Annotated in this window: 16 protein-coding genes; 2 read left to right on the forward strand and 14 right to left on the reverse strand. The window is 64.1% G+C overall.

Annotation, left to right across the window (positions count from 1 at the left end):
- Positions 1 to 11 precede the first annotated feature (11 nt).
- From P8Q88_RS01395 to P8Q88_RS01405, 3 genes are all read right to left on the reverse strand, one after another.
- Entirely contained in the window at positions 12 to 2,768 is a 2,757-nt protein-coding gene (locus P8Q88_RS01395; protein WP_278322038.1) for a TonB-dependent receptor, read from the reverse strand.
- A 160-nt stretch (positions 2,769 to 2,928) separates the two neighbouring features.
- Entirely contained in the window at positions 2,929 to 4,965 is a 2,037-nt protein-coding gene (locus P8Q88_RS01400; RefSeq protein ID WP_278322039.1) for a 3-hydroxyacyl-CoA dehydrogenase NAD-binding domain-containing protein, read from the reverse strand.
- A gap of 10 nt (positions 4,966 to 4,975) precedes the next feature.
- A complete protein-coding gene (locus P8Q88_RS01405; protein ID WP_278322040.1) occupies positions 4,976 to 6,211 on the reverse strand; it encodes a serine hydrolase domain-containing protein in 1,236 nt (411 codons plus the stop codon).
- A gap of 177 nt (positions 6,212 to 6,388) precedes the next feature.
- On the opposite strand from P8Q88_RS01405, the gene P8Q88_RS01410 reads away from it, so the two are divergent.
- Together P8Q88_RS01410 and P8Q88_RS01415 are read left to right on the forward strand one after the other, a co-directional pair.
- Positions 6,389 to 8,125: a class I adenylate-forming enzyme family protein gene (locus P8Q88_RS01410; RefSeq protein WP_278322041.1), complete on the forward strand. Its 1,737-nt coding sequence runs from the start codon at positions 6,389 to 6,391 to the stop codon at positions 8,123 to 8,125.
- On the forward strand, positions 8,122 to 9,348 hold the full coding sequence (locus tag P8Q88_RS01415) for a TetR/AcrR family transcriptional regulator (RefSeq protein WP_278322042.1): 1,227 nt from the start codon (positions 8,122 to 8,124) through the stop codon (positions 9,346 to 9,348). The genes P8Q88_RS01410 and P8Q88_RS01415 overlap by 4 nt, the downstream gene beginning before the upstream one ends.
- 19 nt (positions 9,349 to 9,367) lie before the next feature.
- On the opposite strand, the gene P8Q88_RS01420 is transcribed toward P8Q88_RS01415, so the two are convergent.
- The 11 genes from P8Q88_RS01420 to P8Q88_RS01470 all read right to left on the reverse strand — a co-directional run bounded on the left by P8Q88_RS01420 (position 9,368) and on the right by P8Q88_RS01470 (position 23,590).
- Positions 9,368 to 10,438, reverse strand: a complete 1,071-nt coding sequence (locus tag P8Q88_RS01420; RefSeq protein ID WP_278322043.1) for an acyl-CoA dehydrogenase family protein — start codon at positions 10,436 to 10,438, stop codon at positions 9,368 to 9,370.
- A gap of 34 nt (positions 10,439 to 10,472) precedes the next feature.
- Positions 10,473 to 11,684, reverse strand: coding sequence for an acyl-CoA dehydrogenase family protein (locus tag P8Q88_RS01425; protein WP_278322044.1), 1,212 nt, complete (start codon positions 11,682 to 11,684; stop codon positions 10,473 to 10,475).
- A 90-nt stretch (positions 11,685 to 11,774) separates the two neighbouring features.
- Positions 11,775 to 12,509 (reverse strand): 3'(2'),5'-bisphosphate nucleotidase CysQ, encoded by a 735-nt coding sequence (locus P8Q88_RS01430; RefSeq protein WP_278322749.1) that lies wholly within the window; start codon positions 12,507 to 12,509, stop codon positions 11,775 to 11,777.
- Positions 12,510 to 12,603: 94 nt separating this feature from the next.
- Positions 12,604 to 13,899: a sugar MFS transporter gene (locus P8Q88_RS01435; protein WP_278322045.1), complete on the reverse strand. Its 1,296-nt coding sequence runs from the start codon at positions 13,897 to 13,899 to the stop codon at positions 12,604 to 12,606.
- A gap of 125 nt (positions 13,900 to 14,024) precedes the next feature.
- Positions 14,025 to 16,394: a glycoside hydrolase family 3 protein gene (locus tag P8Q88_RS01440; RefSeq protein WP_278322046.1), complete on the reverse strand. Its 2,370-nt coding sequence runs from the start codon at positions 16,392 to 16,394 to the stop codon at positions 14,025 to 14,027.
- 81 nt (positions 16,395 to 16,475) lie between these two features.
- Positions 16,476 to 17,672, reverse strand: a complete 1,197-nt coding sequence (locus tag P8Q88_RS01445) for an MFS transporter (protein WP_278322047.1) — start codon at positions 17,670 to 17,672, stop codon at positions 16,476 to 16,478.
- Entirely contained in the window at positions 17,659 to 18,720 is a 1,062-nt protein-coding gene (locus P8Q88_RS01450) for a LacI family DNA-binding transcriptional regulator (protein ID WP_278322048.1), read from the reverse strand. The genes P8Q88_RS01445 and P8Q88_RS01450 overlap by 14 nt, the downstream gene beginning before the upstream one ends.
- Positions 18,721 to 18,788: 68 nt before the next feature.
- Positions 18,789 to 20,291 carry a tryptophan halogenase family protein gene (locus tag P8Q88_RS01455; RefSeq protein WP_278322049.1) on the reverse strand — a complete coding sequence of 501 codons (1,503 nt, stop codon included), beginning with the start codon at positions 20,289 to 20,291 and terminating at the stop codon, positions 18,789 to 18,791.
- The gene (locus tag P8Q88_RS01460) at positions 20,288 to 21,319 is read right to left on the reverse strand and encodes a cupin-like domain-containing protein (protein ID WP_278322050.1); all 1,032 of its coding nucleotides are present in this window, start codon (positions 21,317 to 21,319) and stop codon (positions 20,288 to 20,290) included. Before P8Q88_RS01460 ends, P8Q88_RS01455 begins: the two co-directional genes overlap by 4 nt.
- The gene (locus P8Q88_RS01465) at positions 21,312 to 22,031 is read right to left on the reverse strand and encodes a SapC family protein (protein WP_278322051.1); all 720 of its coding nucleotides are present in this window, start codon (positions 22,029 to 22,031) and stop codon (positions 21,312 to 21,314) included. The genes P8Q88_RS01460 and P8Q88_RS01465 overlap by 8 nt, the downstream gene beginning before the upstream one ends.
- Positions 22,028 to 23,590 carry a tryptophan halogenase family protein gene (locus P8Q88_RS01470; protein ID WP_278322052.1) on the reverse strand — a complete coding sequence of 521 codons (1,563 nt, stop codon included), beginning with the start codon at positions 23,588 to 23,590 and terminating at the stop codon, positions 22,028 to 22,030. Before P8Q88_RS01470 ends, P8Q88_RS01465 begins: the two co-directional genes overlap by 4 nt.
- Positions 23,591 to 23,659: the final 69 nt, after the last annotated feature.

Below are 23,659 nucleotides of genomic sequence, written 5' to 3' on the forward strand. Positions count from 1 at the left end.
GTTCGGCTTGGTCAGAAACCGGCGCGAACCGTGATGCCGTAAGTCCGCGGTTCGGCGAGGAACGCCGAGTAGGTCTGCTGCGGAGCCACGAACGGCGTGTTGAAGGCAACCTGTGTGTAGTCCACGTCGAACAGATTGTTCGCCCAGACCTCTACACCCCAGGCCCGATCCGGTCCGGTGATCCCGATCCGGCCGTTCACCAGCGTGTAGCTGTCCTGTTCCTTGCCGTAGAGCAGGTCCGAACCGGTGTTGTAATCGCCGGTCGTGCGGGCATTGATGAAGAACAGGCCCGACAGGCCGGAATTACCGATCGGCGGGGTCCAGCTGAGCGAGGCGGTTGCCGTCACCTCGGGCGCGTTCGACATATTGTCGCCCGGAAGCAGGCGCAGGGCCGGATCCAGCGGGGCGCCATCGTCGGTACCGACGAGGTTGTCCTCGTAGCTGGTGTCCGAATAGGTGATACCCAAGGTCATGGTCAAGTCACGGATCGGGCTGAGCGAGGTTTCGAATTCCACGCCCTGCGCGACCACGCCTGGCGCCACATTGTCCGCCGCACAGGCGCCGGTCGCGGCATCGCCGTCACGATCCCCGCCGCCGAGATCATTGTCGCAGCCATTGACGTTCTGGACCAGGTAGGCCGAACCGTTGAACGTGTTCAGTTGGAAGTTCGAGAACTCCTGACGGAACGCAGCGAGGCTGAAGCCCCACTTGCGCGCGGCATACTTCAGGCCGATCTCGTAGGCGTCGACAGTTTCGGCGTCGAACTGCAAGGCAGCCGGGTCGAGCGTGTTGACGTTGAACGCCACCGGCACGGCAAGAGCCGAACGGTCGAGATTGAAGCCGCCGGCCTTGTAGCCCTTCGAGTAGGAGCCGTAGACCAGCAGGTCATCGGTCGGCTTGTAGCTTAGGATCGCCGTACCGGTCAGCTCGTCCTCGTCGCGCGTATCGCTGAGCGTTACGCCGTCGAGCTCGCTGGTCGAGTTGCCCTGACAGCTGAGCGAGATCAGGCCACCAGCAAGACCCGCCAGCGGGGTTGCGAGAAGACCGCTCAGCAGCGCTCGGTTCTGCGGACAGATGACATTGTCGTTGCCGAAAGAAGCGTCGAAATCCTTGGTTTCGTTCGTATACCGAAGACCTAGCGTCAGATCGAGACGATCGGTGATGTGGAAGATGTTGTGCGTGAAGACAGCGAAGTTTTCGCTGGTCTGGTTGTACACATCGCCCGTGCTGCCGAGGTCGCGGACCTGAGCCAGATTGTTGATGCCGGCAAGGATGAGCGGTGTCGCAGGACCGAAAGCCGGCACCCCGGTAAGTGTGCCGTCCAGCGCCGCGACATTGGCACCGAGGCAATTGTCCGCAGCGGGATTCGCGAGCGCCGGATTGATGGCGATCGCGATGCGGCAGTTGGCGAACGTGCCGTAATCGTCGCCGAAGCGCAGGTTGTCACGCGTTTCGAGCTTTTCGTTGGCGTAATATGCGCCCACGAGCCAGTCGAGCCGGTCGTTGAACGCAGTGCCGTTCAGGCGCAGTTCCTGTGTGAAGGTCTTGAACTCGCGCGCGCCAGCATTCGGTCCCGGTGCGCGGTAGATCAGGTCGGCCTGCGTGTAGTCGGTATCCGAACCCTGGAAGTTGGAATATTCGCGATAGCCGGTGATCGAGGTCAGTGTGACGTCGCCGAACTCCCAGTTGAGTTCGCCGGAGATACCCCAGTCCTCGGTCTCGCCTTCATAGCTGCGACCGGGGGTGACATAGATGTCGCGGTCGAACGTCGACTGAGTGAACGCACGAGGATCTTGGCCGAGGCCAAGCAGAACGCCTACAATCGGATTGGCCGTGCTGGTGAGGCCCGGCGTACCATTCGGTCGATCGAATGGCGCATTGGCATTCGTTATCGGAACATCGTCAGCGAGGCGAGCCAGCGGCGCAAATTCCGGCTGTACGAAGGTCGCGGCGCAGCATGCTTCGTCCTTCTTGCTATAGTCGCCGACGAGGCGGAACGTGAGGCCGTCGCGCGGCTCGAACAGCGCCTGCGCGCGGACGAGATAGCGATCGCGGTCGTTGACGCGCACATCGTTGACGACATCATTGTAGAAACCGTCACGCTCGAAATATACGCCGTCGATGCGGGCAGCGATCGTGTCGCTGAGCGGCGCATTGATGCCGGCCTCGACCTTGATCGCGTCGTAATTGCCGTAGGTGAAGGCGCCGTAGCCGGAGAATTCGAACTCGGGCGGGGCGGTGTAGATGTTGATCAGGCCGGCCGAGGAATTGCGGCCGCCGAGCGTGCCCTGCGGGCCGCGCAGGATTTCCACACGGTCGAGCGGGCCGAGTTCGGACAGGGCGTTGCCCGAACGCGAACGATAGACGCCGTCGACGAAGACAGCGACCGAGCTTTCGAGGCCGGGGTTGTCGCCGACGGTACCGATACCGCGGATACGCGCCGAACCGTTCGCTTCGTTACCCGTCGAAGAAACCAGCAGCGAGGGGGCAACCTGGTTGAGGTCGCGAATGTCGGCCACGCCGGATCGCTCGAGCGTTTCGGCAGACACGGCGGAAACGGCGACCGGCACGTCGGACAGGACCTGCTGGCGGCCCTGCGCAGTCACGATGATGACATTGCCATCCTCGACATCTGCATTGTCGACCAGATCGGCGTCATCGGTGCTGGTGGTTGCAACATCCTGCGCCAGCGCTGCGGCAGGCATGCAGGCGAGTGCGCCGGCAATCGCACCGAAGGCACAATGATGGCGTAAACCGAACTTCTTCATAGGTTTCCTCTCTCTTCATGGCGCATTCGGGGGCGCGCCACTCTCTCGTGGGTGAAAAGCTTCCTTCGCCAGCGATGTCAACGAAAGTCGGACGAACGACGTTGGCGATCGACCGATTTGCGTACCAGCGTTTCAAAAATGTCGCAGGATTGCCTTGTTGCTAGTCGAATTTGCCGGAGCCGGCGGCGCGCTCGCGCAAATAGTTGCTGACCGGCAAGTCGTGCTTTTCCAGCCCCTCGACTACCGTGTCAAGGCCGATGGTCTGAGCCCAGAACATCGGCCCCCCGGTGTAGAGGGGCCAGCCATACCCGTTGATCCAAACGACATCGATATCGCTGGCGCGCTGGGCCATGCCCTCCTCCAGGATCTTCGCTCCCTCATTGACCATGGGATAGAGCAGGCGCTCGCGAATTTCGTCCTTAGAAATCTCGCGTTGCTCCTTGCCTTCCGTGGCCGCAAAATCGGCGATGATGGCCTGCACTTCGTCGGACGGGGTGCGCTGGCGCGCCTCGTCGTAATCGTAGAAACCCTTGCCATTCTTCTGGCCGAAGCGACCCCCGGCGCACAGTGCCTCGCGAATGGTCGTCACCTTGCTCGGGTCGCGGTGCCAGCCGATGTCGATTCCGGCGAGGTCGGCCATCTGGAACGGGCCCATCGGAAAGCCGAAATCAAGCAAGACCTCGTCCACCTCCCAGTATTTCGCGCCCTCCATGATCAGCGCATTTGCCTGTTCCTGCCGCTTCGAGAGCATTCGGTTGCCGATAAAACCCGGACACACGCCCGATACTGCTGCGACCTTGCCGATCGTCTTGGACAGCTTCATCACCGTCGCCAGCACATCGTCACGCGTTTTCTCGCCGCGCACGACCTCCAGCAGCTTCATGATATTCGCAGGCGAGAAGAAGTGCATCCCGACCACATAGCCCGGGCGCTGGGTCGCTGCCGCGATTTCGTTCACGTCGAGATAGCTGGTATTGGAAGCGAGGATCGCGCCTTGCTTGACCACTTCGTCGAGCTTGCCGAACACCTCCTTCTTGACGTCCATGCTCTCGTACACCGCCTCGATCACGAGGTCGCAATCGGCAAGGTCGTCATAGGAAAGCGTCGGCGTCAGCAGGCCCATCGCCTGTTCGACCTGATCGGCGGTCATGCGGCCCTTCTTGGCGGTGTTCTCGTAATTTTTGCGCATCGTTCCGGTGCCGCGATCGAGCGCGTCCTGGCTCATCTCGAGGATCGTCACCGGGATGCCGGCAGAGAGAAAGTTCATCGAAATGCCGCCGCCCATTGTACCGGCTCCGATGACGCCGACCTTTTTGATCGGGATCAGTGGCGTGTCCTTCGGCACATCGTCGATCTTGTTGGCAGCGCGTTCCGCGAAGAAATAATGGCGCATCGCCGCGCTCTGCGTGCCCGACATCAATTCGGTGAAGAGCTCGCGCTCTTTCTTTACGCCCTCGACATAGGACATCGTGCCCGCCGCCTTGACGGCCTCGATCGCCGCATTGGGCGCATCAAAGCCGCGGATACGGCGGGCCTGCGAAGCGCGGAAGCGGTCGAACAGGTCGGGGTCGCGTACACCGTCCTCGTTGGCGGTGCCTTCCGACGCGCGGGGGACCGGCTGGCCGATTCTCGATCTCGCGAAGGCGATTGCATCGGCCTCGAGGCTGTCCTCGCCGACGATTTCATCGACCAGCCCGATACCTTGCGCTTTCTTCGCCGAGATCGGGTTTCCGCCGACCACGAGGGGCAGGGCGGCTTCGGTGCCGACCAGTCGCGGCAGGCGCTGCGTTCCGGCGGCGCCCGGGATCAGGCCGAGCTTCACTTCCGGCAGGCCCAGCTTCGCGCTCGGCACGGCGACGCGGTAATGGCAGGCGAGCGCCACCTCGCAGCCACCACCTAGCGCCGTACCATGGATTGCGGCGATCACGGGCTTGTCGCTCGCCTCCATGGCGTCGAGCGTTTCGGGCAGGTTCGGGCCGACCGGCGGCTTGCCGAACTCGGTAATGTCCGCCCCGGCAAAGAAGGTGCGCCCGTCGCAGCGGATGACGACCGCCTCGATCGCATCGTCGGAGAGTGCTTCCTCGATGGCGTCTTTCAATCCGGCGCGCACCGCCTGGCCGAGCGCGTTGACCGGGGGGTTGTCGGAAATGACGACAAGGACGTTGTCGTGACGTTCGGTGCGGATGGGGGAGGTCATGCGTGTCTCCTCAGGCGTAGGTTTCGGTGAGGGCGGAATAGATCAGCGTCTTGAGCTGTCTGCGGATGGGGTAGGTGGAAGACGGGTAGACCTGCGTCATGAAGACCATGGTGATTTCCTCCACCGGATCGACGAAGAAGGCAGTCGAATAGGCGCCGCCCCAGTAGAACTCGCCAAGGCTCGACGGCATGAGCGTCTTCGCCGGATCTATCACCATGGCAAAGCCGAGGCCGAAGCCGGTCCCGGCATTGTTGGCTTCGGAGAACAGGCTGCTCGACATCTCGGTAAGGTCGGCATTGTTCGGCAGGTGGTTGGTGCGCATGAGGCGCAGCGTCTTGGGGCTAACGATCCGCGCGCCGTCGAGCGCGCCGCCGTTCAGCAGCATGGTCACGTAACGGTGATAGTCGGCGATCGAGCCGACCAGCCCGCCGCCGCCGCTGTCGAAGGTGCCGGGCTTCGCAAGCTTGCTGGTCCTGCCAGCGCTGATCATCCGTGGCGACTGGCCCGGGCGGTAGGCATAGGCATCCACCAACCGATCGAGGTCGGCTTCCCTGACGCCGAAGCGCGTATCGCTCATGCCAAGGGGTGAGAAAACGTGCTTCTCGAAATATTCGCCCAGCCGTAGTCCGCTAATGCGCTCCACCGCGATGCCGAGCACGTCGGTCGACACCGAATAGTTCCATCCCTGTCCCGGCCCGAATTCGAGCGGGAGTTCGGCGAGCCGCGCGATGAACTCGTCGCTGTCCAGATGGTCGCGAGCGAAATCGAAATTGTGTTCGCGATAGACCGCGTCGATATTGTTGCGGTTCTGCAGGCCGTAAGTGAGGCCCGACATGTGCGTGAGCAGGTCGACGAAGCGCATCGGGTGGGCAGGCGCGCCCGGGGCGAAAGGGATCGAGCCGCCGCCGCCAGCATAGATTTTCAGGTCGGCGAACTCGGGGAAGATCCTGGTGACGGGTTCTTCCAGCGCGACCATGCACTGTTCAACCAGTTGCATGAAGGCGATCGAGGTCACCGGCTTGGTCATGCTGGCGATGCGGAACAAGGCGTCGTCTGGCAATTCGCGCCCGTCTTCGCCCATCGAGCCCAGCCGCGTGTAATGCACTGGCTGCCCGCCGCGCGCGACCACCAGCTGGGCATTGGGCAGGCGGCCATTGTCGATATAGGTCTGCTTCAGGAAGGCGGGTATCCGCTCCAGCCTTTCGGCATCGAACCCCAGCGAACCGGCCTCGGCCAGGTCGAACATGCGCCTCTCCTCTCGTGCATACCTATGTTTCCGTTTTGCCCGCATAGCGATTCTGTTCTCTCTTGCCACCCTCATACCTGAGCTTCGAACCCTGCTTGCTTCGAAGGGAAAGGCAGGTCTAGAAAGAGATCCTGGAGAGGGAGTCGCGCATAAGACGCGGCGAACGAGAGGGATGCAATGAACGATCTCGCGACCGCGATCGGCTGGACCACGCCTGCGGGCTGGCCTGCGATGAGCCGGGATGACGCGACCGGACGACTTACCGCGCCGGGTCAGCGCTTCGAAATGGGCTCGGTCGATATTCGCGGCGTCCCGACGCGGGTCTGGAAGAACGCGCCCCCGAACCTGCGCGCCATCGCCGAGATCGGGCGCACGCATGGCGATCGCTTGTTCACGATCTACGAAGATGAGCGGGTCACGTATGATGCGTGGTTCCGTGCCGTCGCGCGGTTGGCCGCGGAGTTTCGCGCGCAGGGCGTCGAGAAGGGCGACCGGGTCGCGCTGGCGATGCGCAATCTGCCCGAGTGGCCGGTGGCGTTCTTCGCAGCGACCTGCATCGGCGCGATTTGCGTGCCGCTGAATGCGTGGTGGACCGGGCCGGAGCTAGCCTTCGGCCTCGCCAATTCGGGATCGAAGCTGCTGGTATGCGATGCCGAGCGGTGGGACCGGATCGCGGAGTACCGTGCAGAGATGCCCGACCTCGAGACGGTCTTCGTATCCCGCTGCGATGCCGATCCTGCAGCGGCTGAGCGGCTCGAGAACGTAATAGGCACGCCCAACACCTTCGCCCGACTTCCGGACGCGGAGCTGCCCGAGGTCGATATCGCGCCAGACGACGAAGCGACCATCTTCTACACCAGCGGTACCACCGGCCAGCCGAAGGGCGCACTGGGTACCCATCGCAATCTGGCAACCAATATCCTGTCGGGCGGGTGGAGCATCGCCATGGCGGCCCTGCGCCGCGGGGACGAGCCCCCGGCACCGGTGCAGAAAGTCACGCTGCTGGTCATTCCACTGTTCCATGTCACTGCTTGCTCCGCGGGGCTGATGGGCGCGGTGGTCGCTGGCCATACGATCGTGATGATGCATAAATGGGACCCGGTGGAGGCTTTCGGCCTGATCGAGCGCGAGGGGGTCAACACGACGGGGGGCGTCCCGACGATCGCCTGGCAGCTCATCGAGCATCCCCAGCGTGACAAATTCGACCTCTCCAGCCTCGAGACCATTTCCTACGGCGGCGCCCCTGCCGCGCCCGAACTGGTCCGCAAGATCTACGAAACCTTCGGCGCGCTGCCGCACAACGGTTGGGGCATGACCGAGACCATGGCGACGGTCACTGGCAACAACTCGGAGGACTACCTCAATCGTCCGGAAAGCTGCGGCCCGCCGGTGCCCGTGGCCGATCTGAAGATCATGGCGGAAGACGGGTTGCGCGAACTGCCTGCCGGGGAAGTCGGCGAACTGTGGGCGCGTGGGCCGATGGTGGTGAAGGGCTATTGGAACCGTCCCGAGGCGACGGCCGAAACCTTTATCGACGGCTGGGTGCGCACTGGCGACCTTGCGAAGCTCGACGAGGACGGCTTTTGCTATATCGTCGATCGGGCCAAGGACATGATCATCCGCGGCGGCGAAAACATCTACTCCTCCGAGGTCGAGAACGTGCTCTACGACCACCCCGCGGTGACCGATGCGGCGCTGATCGGCATTCCGCACAGGACGCTGGGCGAGGAGCCTGCGGCCGTCGTCCACCTCGCCCCCGGCATGTCCGCAAGCGAAGAGGAATTGCGCGAATGGGTCGCCGCCAGGCTCGCCAAGTTCAAGGTGCCGGTGCGCGTGGCGCTCGTCGAGGACACGCTACCGCGCAACGCCAACGGCAAGATCCTGAAACGCGACCTGGGAGCATTCTTCATATGAGCTCGCCAGCTTCCACCCGCAAGTTCGACGAAAAGCGCGAGGCGATCATCCATGCCGCCTCGGTGCTGATCAACGAGGTTGGGGTCCAGGCGACGACACTGGCAGAAGTCGCCCGGGCGATCGGGCTTAACGCCACGAGCGTGACCTATTATTTCCCGCGCAAGGAGCAGCTGGTCGTCGCAGTCTATGATGAGACTCTGACGCTGATGGAGGAGATTGCGCAGGCGGCGCTCGATCAACCCGATCCTGCGGCGCGGCTGCGACACTTCATCGCCAGTCAGATCGCGCTGCGCAAACGCATTCGCGCAGGCGAGCGCGGATTGACGACCGCGCTGTCGGAAATTCGCACCCTCGAACCGGAGTCCTATGACACGCTGATGGCGCATTACCTGCGCGTCGTCGGCGTCGTGCGGCGCTTCTTCGGCGAATGGAGCGGCAACGCCCAGCGCGCGCTGTTTTCTGCACGGGCGCATATCCTTCTCGAGGCGATGATGTGGTGGCCGGTTTGGTCGCTGCGCTATTCAGTGCGCGATTTCGACCGGATCGAGGAGCGGCTGTTTGACGTGCTCGCCAGTGGCCTGCCATCCGAGCGCGGGCGCTTTGCACCGCAGGACCTCGGGGGCGACTGGCGTACGGGCGAAGGCGAGGAGGGCGGCCAGAACGAAGCATTCCTGCGTGCGGCGACGGTGATGATCAACCGGCTCGGCTATCGCGGCGCCTCGGTCAACCGGATCGCGGAAAGCCTGAATGTCACCAAGGGCAGCTTCTATCACCACCACCAGGCGAAGGATGATCTGGTCCTCGCCTGTTTCCAGCAGAGCTACGACCGCCTGTCCGCGGTGCAGATGGCCGGTCTGGGGCTGGGGGGCGATTACTGGACACGGATCGCGAGCGTGATGCGCGAACTGGTCGATCTGCAATTCTTCGATGCGACACCACTGCTGCGCACCACGGCGCTCCAGGCGCTGGAGGCGGATCACAAGGAGGACGTGGTCACGAGATCGAACCGGCTGGCTCGCCGCTTTGCGGGCATGCTGATCGATGGCATCGCCGATGGCTCGGTGCGCCCGATCGACCCGCTGATTGCAGGTCAGGTGATCATGTCGACAGTCAATTCCGCCTATGACGCGCACCATTGGGCAGAACGATTCGAAGATCGCGACGCGGCAACCCGAACCTATTTGAGAGTATTGTCGGAAGGCATGCTGGCGGACCCGCGCTGAACGCGAGCCCGCCGCCGCATCAATAGCTCGACAGCTTGGCGAAGCGCTTCTTTAGCCAGCTGCGCGAACCGAAGCTCGCTTCCAGCACTCGGGCGCGCTTCAGGTAGAAGCCGACGTCGTATTCGTCCGTCATGCCAATGCCGCCGTGCAGCTGGATACCCTCGTTTGAGATGGTGTGTAGCACGCGGTTGGCCTCTGCCTTGGCGATGGTCGCCGCGCGCGCGACGCCGAAACCTGCATCGACGGCTTGCAGGCCCGCCTCGACAGCTGATCGCATTTGCGCGAGATCGGCGAACAGGTCGGCCATGCGGTGCTGAAGCGCCTGGAAGCTGGCGAGCACCTGGTTGAACTGCACGCGCTGCTTCAGATAGGCGAGCGTGTCGTCGAACACCTGCTGCGCCATGCCAAGCATTTCGGCTGCCACCAGAACCCGTGCGCGGTCGAGTACGTCGTCCAGCAGCCCGTCGCCGCCATTGGCCAGCTTGTCCGCCGCCGCGCCATCGAAAGTGACATCGGCATGGCTGCGCTGATCGGTCAGCTTGCGGGTGGCAAGCGACACGCCGTTGCCCTTTTCGACAAGGTAAAGCCCGTCGGTCGCAGCGACCACGAACAGGTCGGCACCATGCGCCTCGTGGACGAAAGCCTTGGTTCCCGAAAGCTTGCCGCCCGAGACACTCGTTTCGATTGTCGACGGATCGTGGGTCGGGCTCTCATCCACGGCCAGTGTCGCAATGGCTTCGCCACTGGCCAGCTTCGGCAGCCACTTGGCCTTTTGCTCGTCGCTGCCGCCGAGCATGATTGCGCTGGCCGCAACCGTGGTCATTACCAGCGGGCTGGCGGTCAGCGTCTTGCCGAGTTCTTCGACCACGAGGCCCGCCGACATGAAGCCGAAGTCTGATCCGCCGTGTTCTTCGGGGATGATGACCCCGGCCCAGCCCATCTCTGCCATTGTTGCGTAGGCATCGCGATTGAACGCCTCCGGCTCGCCGCTGGCGCGGACCTTGCGAAATTCGGTGACCGGGCTTTCGTTGACGGTCCACTCGCGCGCCATGTCGCGCAGCATTTCCTGTTCTTCGTTGAGAACTGCCATTGTCTTTGTCCTCTCGCCTTATTGGTGCCGAAACTTACTGATGATCCAGCATGCCGAGCACGCGCTTGGCGATGATGTTGTTCTGAATTTCGGTCGAGCCGCCGTAGATCGTCGTGGCCTTGCCAAAGAGCCAGCCACGTACCGCTTCGAGCTCGCTGTCGCGGAAGCCGTCGCCTTCCCAGCCGAGGCCCTGAAGCCCGCGGATCTCGATCAGCAATTCGCTGCGTTCCTGACTGAGCTTGGTGCCGAGCTTCTTCAGCACCGAGCTGATCTCCGACACGCCGCCCTGCGCCTTGCTTTCCTCGACGGCGCGACGCGCGGTAAGGAGGAAGCTGTTCCAGCGGATTTCGAAATCGGCGATCTTGTCGCGCAACACGGCATCGGCCAGCTCGCCGTCCTCGCCGGTCGGCTGGTACTTCTTGGCGATCTCGCCGAGGCTCTGACCCATCAAACGGGCCAGGCTGCCTCCGCCCGAGATATTGGTGCGCTCGTGCTGGAGCAGGCGCTTGCCGATGGTCCAGCCCTGGCCTTCCTCGCCCACGAGATTGTCTTTCGGCACCTTCACATCGGTGAAGAAGGTTTCGCAAAACGGGCTCGTGCCGCTGATCATCGTGATCGGGCGGACTTCCACGCCGGGCGAGTCCATGTCGATCAGCATGAAGCTGATGCCCTTGTGCTTGTCGCTCTTGTCCGTGCGAACGATGGCGAAGCACTTGTCAGCCCACTGGCCGCCGCTGGTCCAGGTCTTCTGGCCGTTGACGAGATAGTGATCGCCCTTGTCCTCGGCGAAGGTCTGCAAATTGGCGAGGTCGGAACCGGCATTGGGTTCGCTGTAGCCCTGGCACCAGCGCACTTCGCCGCGACAGATCGGCGGGATATGCTCCTGCTTCTGCTCCTCGCTGCCGTATTCCAGCAGCGTCGGGCCGAACATCATGACGCCCATTCCGCCGATAGGATTATAGGCTCCGGCCTTGCCCATTTCCTGTTCGAGGATTTTCGCCTGCGCCTTGGTCAGGCCGCCGCCGCCGTACTCCTTGGGCCAGGTCGGCGTACCCCAGCCGCGCGCGCCCATGGCCTCGCGCCATTTCTTCTGCGCAGGCGTTTCGTCGGTCGGCCCGTCGACACCGGCCAGCGCATTGTTCTGGCCCTTGAGTTCGGCCGGGAAATTGTCGGCGAGGAATTGCTGCACTTCCGCGCGGAAGGCATCCTCGTCTGTCTGGGGGCGGGTGTCGAGCTGTGTAGCCATGGCGCTGTCCTCTCTCTTTGCGGCGAGTCGCATACCGCAAATAGGAAGAAAGCGAAAATCCGCTAGGGCAGGGCGGCCTGCCTGCCGTGCCTATTTGGCGAGGCGTGCCACTTCGTCCAGCACCCGCTCGGCCCATTCGGGGCGACAGATCAGTAGGTCCGGCATATAGGTTGCGGCCTGGTTGTAGGTCAGCGGGCTGCCATCGACCCGGCTGGCGTGGAGGCCGTGGGCGAGAGCGACGGCGGCAGGGGCTGCGCTGTCCCATTCGTACTGCCCGCCGGTGTGGAGGTAAATCTCGGCCTCGCCGCGCACCACGGCCATGGCCTTCGCGCCGGCCGAGCCCATGCCCACGAGGTCGGCGCCGATGGTTTCCGCGACCGAAACGGCTTCGGCCGCAGGGCGCGTGCGACTGACGACCATGCGTGGCTTTGCCGCAGCGGGTGGGATGTCGATCGGTGCATCGCTGCGCAGGACCAGATCGAGGCCGGGCAGGGCCACCGCACCGATCTCCGGCTTGCCGTTCACGCAGAGGGCCACATGCACTGCCCAGTCGGTGCGCTTCTCGCCATATTCGCGCGTACCGTCGACCGGATCGACGATCCATACGCGCTCCATGCCGAGCCGCGTGGCATTGTCCTTCTCTTCTTCGGACAGGAGTCCGTCGTCGGGCCGCTGCTGGCGCAGGGCATGGCAGAGGAACTGGTTGGCCGTTTCATCGCCAGCCTTGCCGAGGCTCTTGCCCTCGAACATGCCGCTTTCCCGTACTTCGATGAGGATTTTGCCGGCCACCTCGGCCAGATGGGCGGCGAGTTCTGCATCGGTCATGGTGGCGGTTTCGTCCTCGGCTGGAAAATCGTCGGCAGCTCGCATGGCAGAGCGAGCCTGCCTTGCGAACCCCCGAATTTGTGCAGGTGCGAAATCAGGCAGGGCGGCGGGCGAAGACCCCGAAGCCGGCGATGATCGCGTAGCAGACGATCGGGATGACCATGGCCGCGGCAAGATTGCCACCGGTCGCATCGGCCACGACACCGTAAAGCAGCGGCACGATCGCGCCGCCGCAGATAGCGACGTTGATGATGCCCGAACCATCGGCCGCACGCGGCCCCAGCTTTTCGCAGGCAAGCGAGAAGATGGTCGGGAACATGATCGAATTCATGAGGCCGACTGCGAGCAGGCTGTACGCCGCGATCTCGCCCATGCTGCTGGTCGAGAGCAGGATCAGCAGGATGGCGCCGGTAGCATTGAAAGCGAGGATCTTGCCCGGGCTGAAGATGCGCAGGAAATATGATCCGATGAAGCGCCCGACCATCGCGCCGCCCCAGTAAAGGCCGATCATCCATCCGATCACGCTTTCCGGTTGGCCCAGCACGCGCGATTCGGACAGGTAGTTGATGATGACCGACCCGATCGAGACTTCCGCGCCGACATAAAGGAAGATGCACAGCGCACCGTAGCCGAAGCGACTGCGCTTCAGGAGATCGAGACCGGCAAGGCCCTGCGACGCTTCGTGCTTCTCGCCCTCCAGGCGGTTGCGGAACATCCAGACCACGAAGGCGACCACGCCAATCATCGCGGCGAGGCCGAGATACCCCTGCCAGATCGCTTCGCTTTCGGCCTGGCGGTAGGCTAGTAGCTCGGCGCCGGACAGCTGGTCAGCGGTCACCGTGGCAAGGCTGCCGAGGATCACCGCCGCCCCGACGATCGGGAAAATCGTGGTGCCGAGCGAGTTGAATGCCTGCGCAAACGTCAGCCGGCTATGGGTGGTCTTGGCCGGCCCAAGCAGGCTGATCAGGGGATTTGCGACGACCTGCACGATCACCACCCCGCTGGCGAGAATGAACAGCGCGCCGAGGAACAACGCATAGGTCGCGGTCTGGCTCGCCGGGATGAACAGCAGGCAGCCCGCCATCATGGTGACGAGGCCGGCGACTGCGCCGCGCATGTAGCCGATCTTCTTGACCAGCTTGGCCCCCGGGATGCCGATGATCGCATAGGCGGCGAAGAAGCAGAACTGCACCAGCATCGCCTCGGTCCAGCTCAGAGTGAACAGTTCCTTCAGCTTCGGAATGATCACGTCGTTGAGGGAGGTGATCCCGCCGAAGATGAAGAACAGGCCGAAGACGAAATACTGGAGGCCGGGCGCGTCGATATGCGTGCCCTCGTCCTCGATCGGGTTCGGATCGGTGCTCGACGCAACGTCGGGTGCAAGTGCCATGGTGTTCTTTCCTCCCAAGCACGGCACTCGCAGGTGCCGTGTCATCCCAATCTGCTGCCTGCGCTACATTCAGCGAGCATTCCAGAGCAAATACGAATTCACAGTTTCCCGCCCGGGCTGCGCCCTCAGAACGAGCAGTCAGCGCCCTCGGGCATATCCTGCCGCGCGATACCGGCGATCTGCATGGTCAGCGGCCCTTCCGACGTGATCGTGATGCTATCGCCCAAATTTGCGATGCAGCTTTGCGTCAGCACCATTTCACGCCATCCCTTGCCCCCGCCGACGCGGAATTCGTCGGTCACGTCGAGCACGGTGTCGCCGACCTGGATCGTGACCGGCGCGGTCGGCGCGGCAGGCAGCGAATAGGCGATGCGATAGGCGGCGCCTTCGGAAGCGGGGCCACTGAGCCGGAGCGATGCGCCGGGCGAGAACTCGATTTCGCGCGCATCCTCCTGCCGCAAACGGTCGATGCCCCGGGCGGCGATACCGCCCGCATTGCCGCGCAGGCCGACCAGCGCAACGCCGCCGGCCGTCGCCTCGACGTCGCCAGCGAGCCGTCCGCTGGCGAACCAGTCCGCCGAGGGCGCTTCGTCGAGATAGGCGCAGTCTTCGGACAAGGTGGCCAAACTGGAGGGCTGCGTCAGTCCCAGCCCGTAGCCGACATTGAACAATGCGCCATCGGAGCCGTTAACCGGCTTGCCGCCGCAGTCCGCCGGCCAGCTGAAGGACAATTTGCCCGTCGCCTCGCGCTTGCCGAACAATATGTCAGCAACGCCCGCGCCTTCGCCGCCCGGCAGCCAGCTGGCCACGAAGGCATCGGCCGCATTAATCTCGCGGTTCATCCACAAGGGGCGCCCCGAGAGGAACACTGCGACCGTCGGAATGCCTGCTTCATCGAACTTGCGGAGGAGTTCCAGCCCTTCTTCGTCGCGGAATACCAGCGTCTTCCGGTCACCGTAGAACTCGGCATAGGCTTCCTCGCCGAACACGACGACGGCGACATCCGGCGCATCGGCATAGCTGCCGTCAGCTGAATAAGTGGCCGCGCCGCCCGCCTCGCGCGCGGCCTGTTCGATACCGTCGCGGATGGAGGTCGCGCCGGGGAAATAGTCTTCGGTCAGGTCGGGACCGCCCTGCCAGCTCAGCGTCCAGCCGCCTGCGGCGCGCCATACCTGGTCGGCAGCCTCGCCTGCGATGAGGATATTCGAGCCCTGCTTGAGTGGCAGCACGCCGCTGTTCTTCAGGATGACCTGCGACTTCGCGACCGCCTCACGGGCGATTGCGCGGTGTTCGGCGGACCCGATGACCGAGAGGTCACGGCCAAGCCCGCGCTCCGACGGCCTGGCGACATCGGCATCGAGCAGCCCGGCACGCATCTTGACGCGCAGGATCCGCGTCACCGCGCGGTCGAGCGTCGCCATCGGGATGGTGCCGTCGCGCACCTGCGCGATCAGCGTATCCATCAGGCCCTTCCAGTCGTCGGGCACCATGTAGATATCGAGACCGGCCTTCAGCGACTGCGCACAATCGGTGACGGTGCAACCCTTGACCTGGCCGTGGCCGTTCCAGTCGCCCACGACGACCCCGTCGAAGCCCATCTCGTCGCGCAGCACCCCGGTCAGCAGCGCCTCGTTGCCGTGCATCTTGACGCCGTTGATCGAATTGAAGCTGGCCATGACGACCTGCACGCCGGCATCGATGGCTGGCGGATAGGGCACGGCGTGAATGGCCTTCAGCGCATCAATGTCGCCGTTCACATCGCCCGTATCGATGCCCTGCGTGGTGCCGCCGTCGCCGAAGAAGTGCTTGGCCGTGGCGATCACGCGCCCGTCGCCAAGAAAGTCGTCCTCGCCCGGAATGCCTTGCAAGCCTTCGACCAGTGCCACGCCGAGCGGGGCGACGATTTGCGGGTCCTCGGAATAGCTTTCGTAGGTCCGTCCCCAGCGATCGTCGCGCGCAACCGCGACGGTGGGCGAGAAATTCCAGTCGATCCCGGTGGCCTCGATCTCGCGCGCGGTCGCACGGCCGATGCGGCGCAGCAGGTCGGCATCGCGCGTCGCGCCGAGGCCGATATTGTGCGGGAAGATGGTCGCGCCGATCACGTTGGTATGCCCGTGCACGGCGTCGGTGCCCCACATGGTCGGGATCACCGGCTCGCCATCGGGCAGGGGCTGGGTGGAGGCCACGAACATTTCATCTGCGAGGCGCAGCCATTCGGACGGCGGCGCGAATTCATCGCCATAGGGGCCGCCATTGCCGCCGTTGAGATAGCTGCCGAAACGATAGCGCGCCATGTCCTCAGCGGTGAAGGAATTGATCTGCGGCTGGATCAGCTGGGCGACTTTCCGCTCCAGGCTCATACGTGACACGATGTCGGCGATCGCCGCGTCCTCACTTGCTGGCGCGGCGGCCACGGCGGGCCGTTCGACCTCGGAAACCTGTGTGCAACCCGCCAGAGCACATGCTGCCGCTCCGGCCCAGACCCAACGCTTCATTCGCTATCTCCCCGTGTCCCCAAATTCCTTTTGAGAACGTTCCCAAACGAGGTGCCACGGAGCCGATGGTAGGTCAAGCGGCTAGCGGCGCTGGATCGTCCACAGGATGACCCCGGCCATCGCGCACAGCACGGCAAGCAGCAGGAACAGCGCTGAGAAGCCCAATACGGGAACCAGCGCGAGTGTAAGCCAGGGCATGATCAGCGAGGGAACGGTATTGGTGAGGTTGAAAAGGCCGAGATCGCGTCCCCGCGTGCGCGGCCTGGGCAGCACACGCAAAGTCTGGGCGGAATGCAGGGCGAGAAAGACGCTCGTGGCCAAGCCAAAGAGGATATACCCTGCGATCCCGGTCGAAAGATCGTCCGCTGCTGCCATTGCGACGAGGCCCACAGTACCAAGACCCGCGCCCAAGGTGAGGGGGCGGAAAGGCCGGTTGCCCCTATCCGACCAGCGCCCCGCGTACAGCGCCAGCGGAACGGAGAGCCCCAGAACGATGGCGAACACCAAAGCCGTGTCGTTGTCCGTCACAGCCCCGTCGATGCTGCGGAACCAGAACAGGAGGAAAGCGAACAGTGCGGCCTCGGCAATCTGGACCAGCAGCCGCGCCAGCCACATGCGGGCTATCGTGACGCGACTGTCGGCGGGGCGGGGCCCCGGCGCAGCGTCCGTTTCCATCAGCTGCGGCATGGGGCGCGGCTTGCCGACCACCATGACCGGCAGGACCATGGCCGCCACCAGCAGGGCGACGATGACAAGCCGCATGTCGGCTTGAGCAAGTCCGGGAATAGTGACGATAGCAGCCGACAGGGCTCCGAGCGCCGGGGCGAAGGCCAGCAGGCCACCGAGAAAGCCCTTCTGTGCGTCGGGGACAAGGTCGCCCGCCCAGGCCGACAGCGGGCCGAGCATCATGTTGAGCGCGACCTGCCAGCACACCAGCATGACCAGCAGTGTCGAGAGGCTGTCGACTTCGCGCATCGCGACGAGCAGGACGCTCGACAGCACAAGTCCGGTGTAAATCCACGGCCTACGCGAGGCGGTGCGGTCGCTCGCCCAGCCGAACCCGATATTGGCAAGGCTTGCCGCTATGGCTCCGGCGAAGGCGCCATAGGCCAGCGTCTCCACCTTTTCCTGCCCGGCGAATACGGCGATCCGCTCCGGCAGCAGGATAGTGAGGAAGGGCACATAGGCGACCGCGCCACCGGCGGCTGCCAGCGCATAGAGCCAGAGGAACCGGGCCGACTGCAGCGCCTCGGGCTGGTCCGCTTCAGCCGACGGCACGCAACGGCGCCCGACCAGTCGATCCCCGCACCACGAGGCTGCCTTCCATCACGACCGGCTCTTCTTCTCCGGTTCGCGGTTTCCCGTCGATCAGCAGTTCTACCGCCTTGGCGGTCGTCGCCGCGATCGGCTGGTCGAGCGCGGTCATCGGCGGCTCAGTAAACCGTACGATTGGCGTATTGTCGAAGCTGATTAGCGAAAGATCGTCGGGGACCGAGAGACCCCTCGCCCGTGCGACCTCGAGAGTGGCGACGGCCATCTGGTCGCTGCTGGCGATGATCGCCGTCGGCGGGTCTGGCAGTTCGAGGAGGGTGCGAGCGGCGGTCAGCCCGCTGTCGAAACCGAAATCGCCACGCTGACACAGTCCCTCGGTATCGAAGCCCGCTCTGGCCATCGCACTGCGCCAGCCGTCGATGCGCCAGTCTGCGAGGCTGTAATCGTCCGGCCCGGCAATGAAGCCGATTCGCCGGTGGCCCAGCTCGATCAGATGGTCCGTGGCGATCGCGGCGAGGTGCTCGTCGCCCATCGTCATCGCGATACCTGGCCCGGCCTCTTTCGAGCCGATGCGAGCAAAGGGTATGTTGCGGTTGGCAAGCAGGCCGGTGATTAGCGGATTCTCGGAGTGGGGCGGCGTCAGGATGACACCATCGGGCTGCAGGGCGGCGATGGCCGCCGACAGCTCCCGTTCGACATGGTCGTTATGCGTATCGACCAGCTCCACCAGCATACGATAGCCCCGCTCGCCGCTCGCGAGCATGCCGCCGAGCAGCATCTGGTCGACCCAGTCGGTGCCGAGCCTGGCCTGCCAGTCCGCGATGGTGCGTTCCCGGTCGTTGATCGCCAGGATCAGATAGGATCGCGACCCGCTCATGCGCTGGGCCGCGATCGAGGGGACATAGCCGAGCTTGTCGATGCTGTCCTGAACCCGCCGCTTCATTTCCGGGCGAACGTTGGGCTCGTTGTTGATGACGCGGCTTACCGTCTGCAGGGAAACCCCTGCATCGGCTGCTACGTGCTTGATCGTCACTGCCTGTCGGCGCCGCGCCATCGTTACTCTTCAACCCCCAACTCGATACGTTCCGTTGTGCCCGACGCCTCGGGCTGGCCAGCCCCGCTTTAAGCTGCCTCGGCCTCTTTCGCACCGCAATATTGTGCCACATAAGCGTGATGTTCCGGCAGGCTCTCCACGGTCCTGGCGACATGTTCGCGAAGTCCTGTGAGGAATTTGGCCAACTCGTCGTCCGGCATCTTGCGGGCGATCGGGTGGTGCGCCCGTGGCGTTATTCCCTGGCCCAGCATGACCTGGATCCAGCTGTTTTCCACGAACAGCTCCTCGTTCTTGCGGAAAACCCGACCCGTTTCGCGAAACAATTCGATCTTCTGATGCAGCGATTCGGGGATCTCCATCGCCGCGCATTGCCGCCAGAACTGGCTGTCGCGCCGGTCAGTGGCCTTGTAATGCAGGATCAGGAAATCGCGGACCTGGATCATGTCTGTCAGCTGCTGGTCGTTGAATTCTGCCACGTCGCGTTCGCTGACTTCGCCCGCCGGCATCATCCGCAGCAAGCGGAGGATAGCGCGCTGGATCAAATGGATGCTGGTTGATTCGAGCGGCTCGAGGAAGCCGCCCGACAGGCCGACGGCGATGCAGTTGCGGTGCCATTGCTTGCGCCGCGCGCCGGTGATGAAGGGGATGGCCCGCGGTTCGGTGATCGGCTCACCCTCCAGCGTGGTCATCAGCCGCTCGCGCGCTTCGTCCTGCGACAAATAGCGGCTGCAATAGACGATCCCGTTGCCGCCGCGATGCTGCAGCGGGATGCGCCACTGCCAGCCGGCATCATGCGCGATGGCGCGGGTGTAGGGGACAGCCGGCCGCGTCAGCTTCGTCTGCACGGCAATGGCGGAATCGCAGGGAAGATAATGCCGCCAGTCGTCATAGCCGACATGCAGCGCGCCTTCGATCAGCAGCGCCCGGAAGCCGGTGCAATCGAGGAAGAGATCGCCCTCGATCCGCTGCCCGTTGTCAAGCAGCAGCGCGGCGATATCGCCCTTCTCGCCATCGAGCTGCACCTGCGCGATCTTGCCTTCGATGCGTGTGCAGCCTGCATCCTCCGCCAGCCGCCGCAAGAAAGCGGCATAGCGCGACGCATCGAGGTGGAAGGCGTAATTGATCCGGTTGTCGGGCAGGTGTGCGAACTTGTTCTTGTAGGCCGCCTGCAGCTCCAGGCAGTAATCGTCGTAGCTTTCGGTATGGCCGCGCTCGCACCCTTCCATCCAGAAATGCTGGAAGCCTGCGGTCCAGTGATCGCGTCCGGTAGAGCCGAAGCTGTGGAAGTATTTCTCTCCGTCGACGCGCCAGTTCTCGAACTCGATGCCCAGCTTGAACGTCGCCTGCGTCTCGCGCATGAAATCGTTCTCGGGAATGCCGAGGATGTTGTTGAAGGTGACGAGCGGCGGGATCGTCGCCTCGCCTACGCCGACCGTCCCGATCACGTCCGATTCCACCAGTGTCAGCTCCACCGCCTCACCCATCGTGCGGGCGATGGCGGCGGCGGCCATCCAGCCGGCCGTACCGCCGCCGGCGATGACAATGCGTCTACGGGGGGGCTGGCTGGTCATCGGTTGAGGGTCCTCAGCAGGTAGGTGCGGAGCTGACTGGCCGTTTCCGGCGTCAGCGGGGCAAGGATGCCGCGTGCCTTTGCCGGGATGTGACCGGTCACGGCGTCACCGGCATCGAAGACGTAATGTTCGAACAGTTTGCGCCAGATCTCGCGGTCTTCTCCGGGGAGGTCGCGGATGGCGAGGATCGCATGATTCAGCGCATCCTGCGGCTGGGCGAGGTAGGACGGCGTCTCGCGCCACCAATAGTTCACGAGGATGTTGAATTCGCTGAGCCCCTCTACGTGGTGCCACCACATCGAGGGAATGTAGACCGCATCGCCAGGCTCCAGCTCGACGACCTGCGCATGCTCCAGTGCCTCGGCGAAGCGCGGATAGGCCTCAAGGTCGGGCCGATGCATGTCGACCATGCTGACCGGCCGCCCTGCGGGCGTGTTCTCCAGCGGACCGAGATAGAGGTTTGCGAACTGCTCCGGCGGGAAGATCGTGAAGCGGCGGCGTCCGACCGCGCAGCAGGCGAGGTTGCGGGGGAAGTCGTTATGCGCCGCGACCCGCGTGTCGGTGCCGATCCAGATTCGCTCCGAGGGCTTCCGGTCGCGCACGGGCGATGGGTTGTCCTCCACAAGACCGTCGAAGAAAGTGCCCATGTCCACCGAGGTGAGGTAGATCGCAGGCGCGTCCTTGCGGCCTTCGTTCTCGTCGAACCCGCGGAAGATGTCGGCCAGCTTGCCGCGTGCGGTGCGGAAGTTCATGCCGAAATCGTCGTCGTAAAACAGTCGCCCGTCGCGGCCCGGCTGGCCGATGGTGACGGTGAAGGGCGCCGCACACGCTTTGTCGAGTAGATACTTACGGGCCGCGCGCCCGCTTTCGAGACCCGCCCGGACCAGTGGCCAGTCCTTCACCAGCCCGCGCACGACGAAGGGCCCCTCCACCTCGTCGAGCAAAGCGGACAATGCCGCGGCATCGTCGGCCGCGCGCTCCTCGACTCGTTTCATCGAGGCAAAGACGGGAGGGTCGGCGTCAGCCACGGGCTTGCTTGGCATCCTTGCGCGCGATCAGGCCGGACAATTGCGAGAGCGAGGCCATCGCCATGAAGATAGGGAACAGGTGGCCGTTACCATGCAGGTCGGCCAATGCGTCGCCGTCGAGCGTGCGCAGCTTTGCCTCGTCAACGATGTGAAAGCCGACCAGCGAATTCTTGCTGCCATCGGACAGCGGCACCTCGAGCGTGAAGGGCTCGAGCAGTTCGTAGCGCTCCAGCGCAGCGAAGAAGTCGCCGCTGCTGCGATAGCTTTCGTCGAGCACGCCGAGCATTTCTGCGATGCGTTCGAGATAGGGTGTGGGCTTGCCGTCCTCGTCGAACACACGCGTCCCCTCGCCACTCGTCGAAATGCGCGGATGGTCGAGGTCGACATGCACCTGGCCCTGTCCCTCACCGGATTCGGAGCGGCCGATGAGGAAGGGCTGGATCGCCATCGACATCGGGCGATAACCCGCGTCCCAGCGATCGCCTTGCAGGAACAGGTTTTCGCCATTCTCGAATCCGAGGAGGGCGAGAGCCGAGAACGCGCCGCTTTCGGCGTCACGCTTGAACAGGATAGGATATTCGCCCTGCAACCGGCGGAACTCGGCCGGCACGGCGAGCGCGGCCATCGCGGCATCGCCCAGCGCGGCATCGGCATGCGTGTGCACGCGAAGATCGCCGTGGTCGCCGGTGTTGAGGATCGCGTGGTTGGTCATGATCGGGCCAGTTCTCCGTGCGCGGCCGCATCGGCCGGCGGGTTCGTCAATGCGTCAATATAGCTGCGGTTGGTCGGCAGCGCGGCTGCCAGCGCGCGAGACCTTTCGCGTACCTCGGCAAGTCTGGATAGCGCCTGTTGCGTCGCGCCCTCGCCGGCGGGCTCGGGCACGGGGAAGCCCATGCCGTAGAGGACGTATTGCTGGCTCGCCGCAGAAAAGACTTCATCCACTTGGGGGAAATCCCAGGCGGAGGGCGGCTGTTCCCGCCACAGGGCCAACTGGTCGGCGAGACGCTGCGGCACGACCGCCGGATCGCGCTGGGCCAGCCAGTAGGGTTCGCTCCGCCGGCTGAGCACGTAATGCAGCTTGAGGAAATCGACGATCCGCTCCCAGCGGTACCGGAACAACGCGTTGAATCGGTCGGCATGGATCGCGAGTGTCGCTTCGGTCGCGGGGAAGTTGTCCGCGAGCGCTTTTAGCGAGAGTTCCACCATCACGATGGCGGAAGCTTCAAGCGGCTCGATGAACCCGGCCGACTGGCCTACGGCGAGGCAATTGCCCTTCCAGAACTGCCCGCGATAACCGGTCGCGAAGCTGAGCTTACGCGGTGATAGGCTGGCAAGGTCTGCGTCCGGAACCGCTGCACCGATATAATCGCGCAGAATGGCCTCTGCGCGGTCGTCGGCGAGGAATTTCGAGGAATAGACGCAGCCGATGCCGCGGCGGCGGGGCAGGGCGATGTCCCACAGCCAGCCCGCCTCATGCGCGGTACCGATGGTTTGCGAGGCGATCGGGCTTTCGGTTGGCACCGGAACCTGTACTGCCAGCGCGCTGTCGTTGAGCGAAACGTCGGACCGGTCGATCCAGCCAGCGCCCATATGGCCGCCGATCACGATCGCGCGCGACCCGCTGCAGTCGATGAAGAAATGACCATTTAGTCGGCCTGTCTGGGCGAGGTCGAGGGCCTCGATCTTCTCCGGCGTGCCGATAACTCCGGCAACCCGGTCGCTGATATGCCTGACGCGGAGGCGCGTGGTCGCATGGCGTTTCAGCAGGTTGGCGAATTTCCCCGCATCGAGGTGATAGCCATAGTTCAGTGCTCCGGCGAAACCGGGCATTGCGCGCTGGCGCGGCGCGAGATCGCGGGCGCAGGCGACGGCCTGCGGTGTCATGGCCACGGCAAAAGGCGCGTCGGGCGCGACTTCCCGCCATCCTGCCAGAAGCGCGATCATGTCGCGCACAGACGATGCCAGGGGCGGGGGCGTGAACGGATGAAGGTAGCTGTCGCCATCCTCTCCCGTGGTCCACCCATCGAAGCGCGAACCCTGCTTGAAGGACCCGTCGCATTCGCGCAGGAAGTCTTCTTCGGCGATGCCGATCGTGCGCAGCGTCTCGCGCAGGGTTGGCCAGCTGCCTTCGCCCACGCCGATGGTCGGAATATCGGGCGCTTCGACCAGCGTGACGGCCAGCTCCGGCCGACGCGCCGCCATCACGCAGGCGGCCAGCCACCCGGCGGTCCCGCCGCCGACGATGACAAGCTGTTCGATCCGGTCGGTCATTGCATGTACCATAGCGGCATATCTCGCTGCCATGAAAGAGAAGAGCCGCACTGCTTGGGGCAGCGCGGC

Origin of the sequence: Qipengyuania marincola (assembly GCF_029688625.1) — a bacterium.
Taxonomy (GTDB): domain Bacteria; phylum Pseudomonadota; class Alphaproteobacteria; order Sphingomonadales; family Sphingomonadaceae; genus Qipengyuania.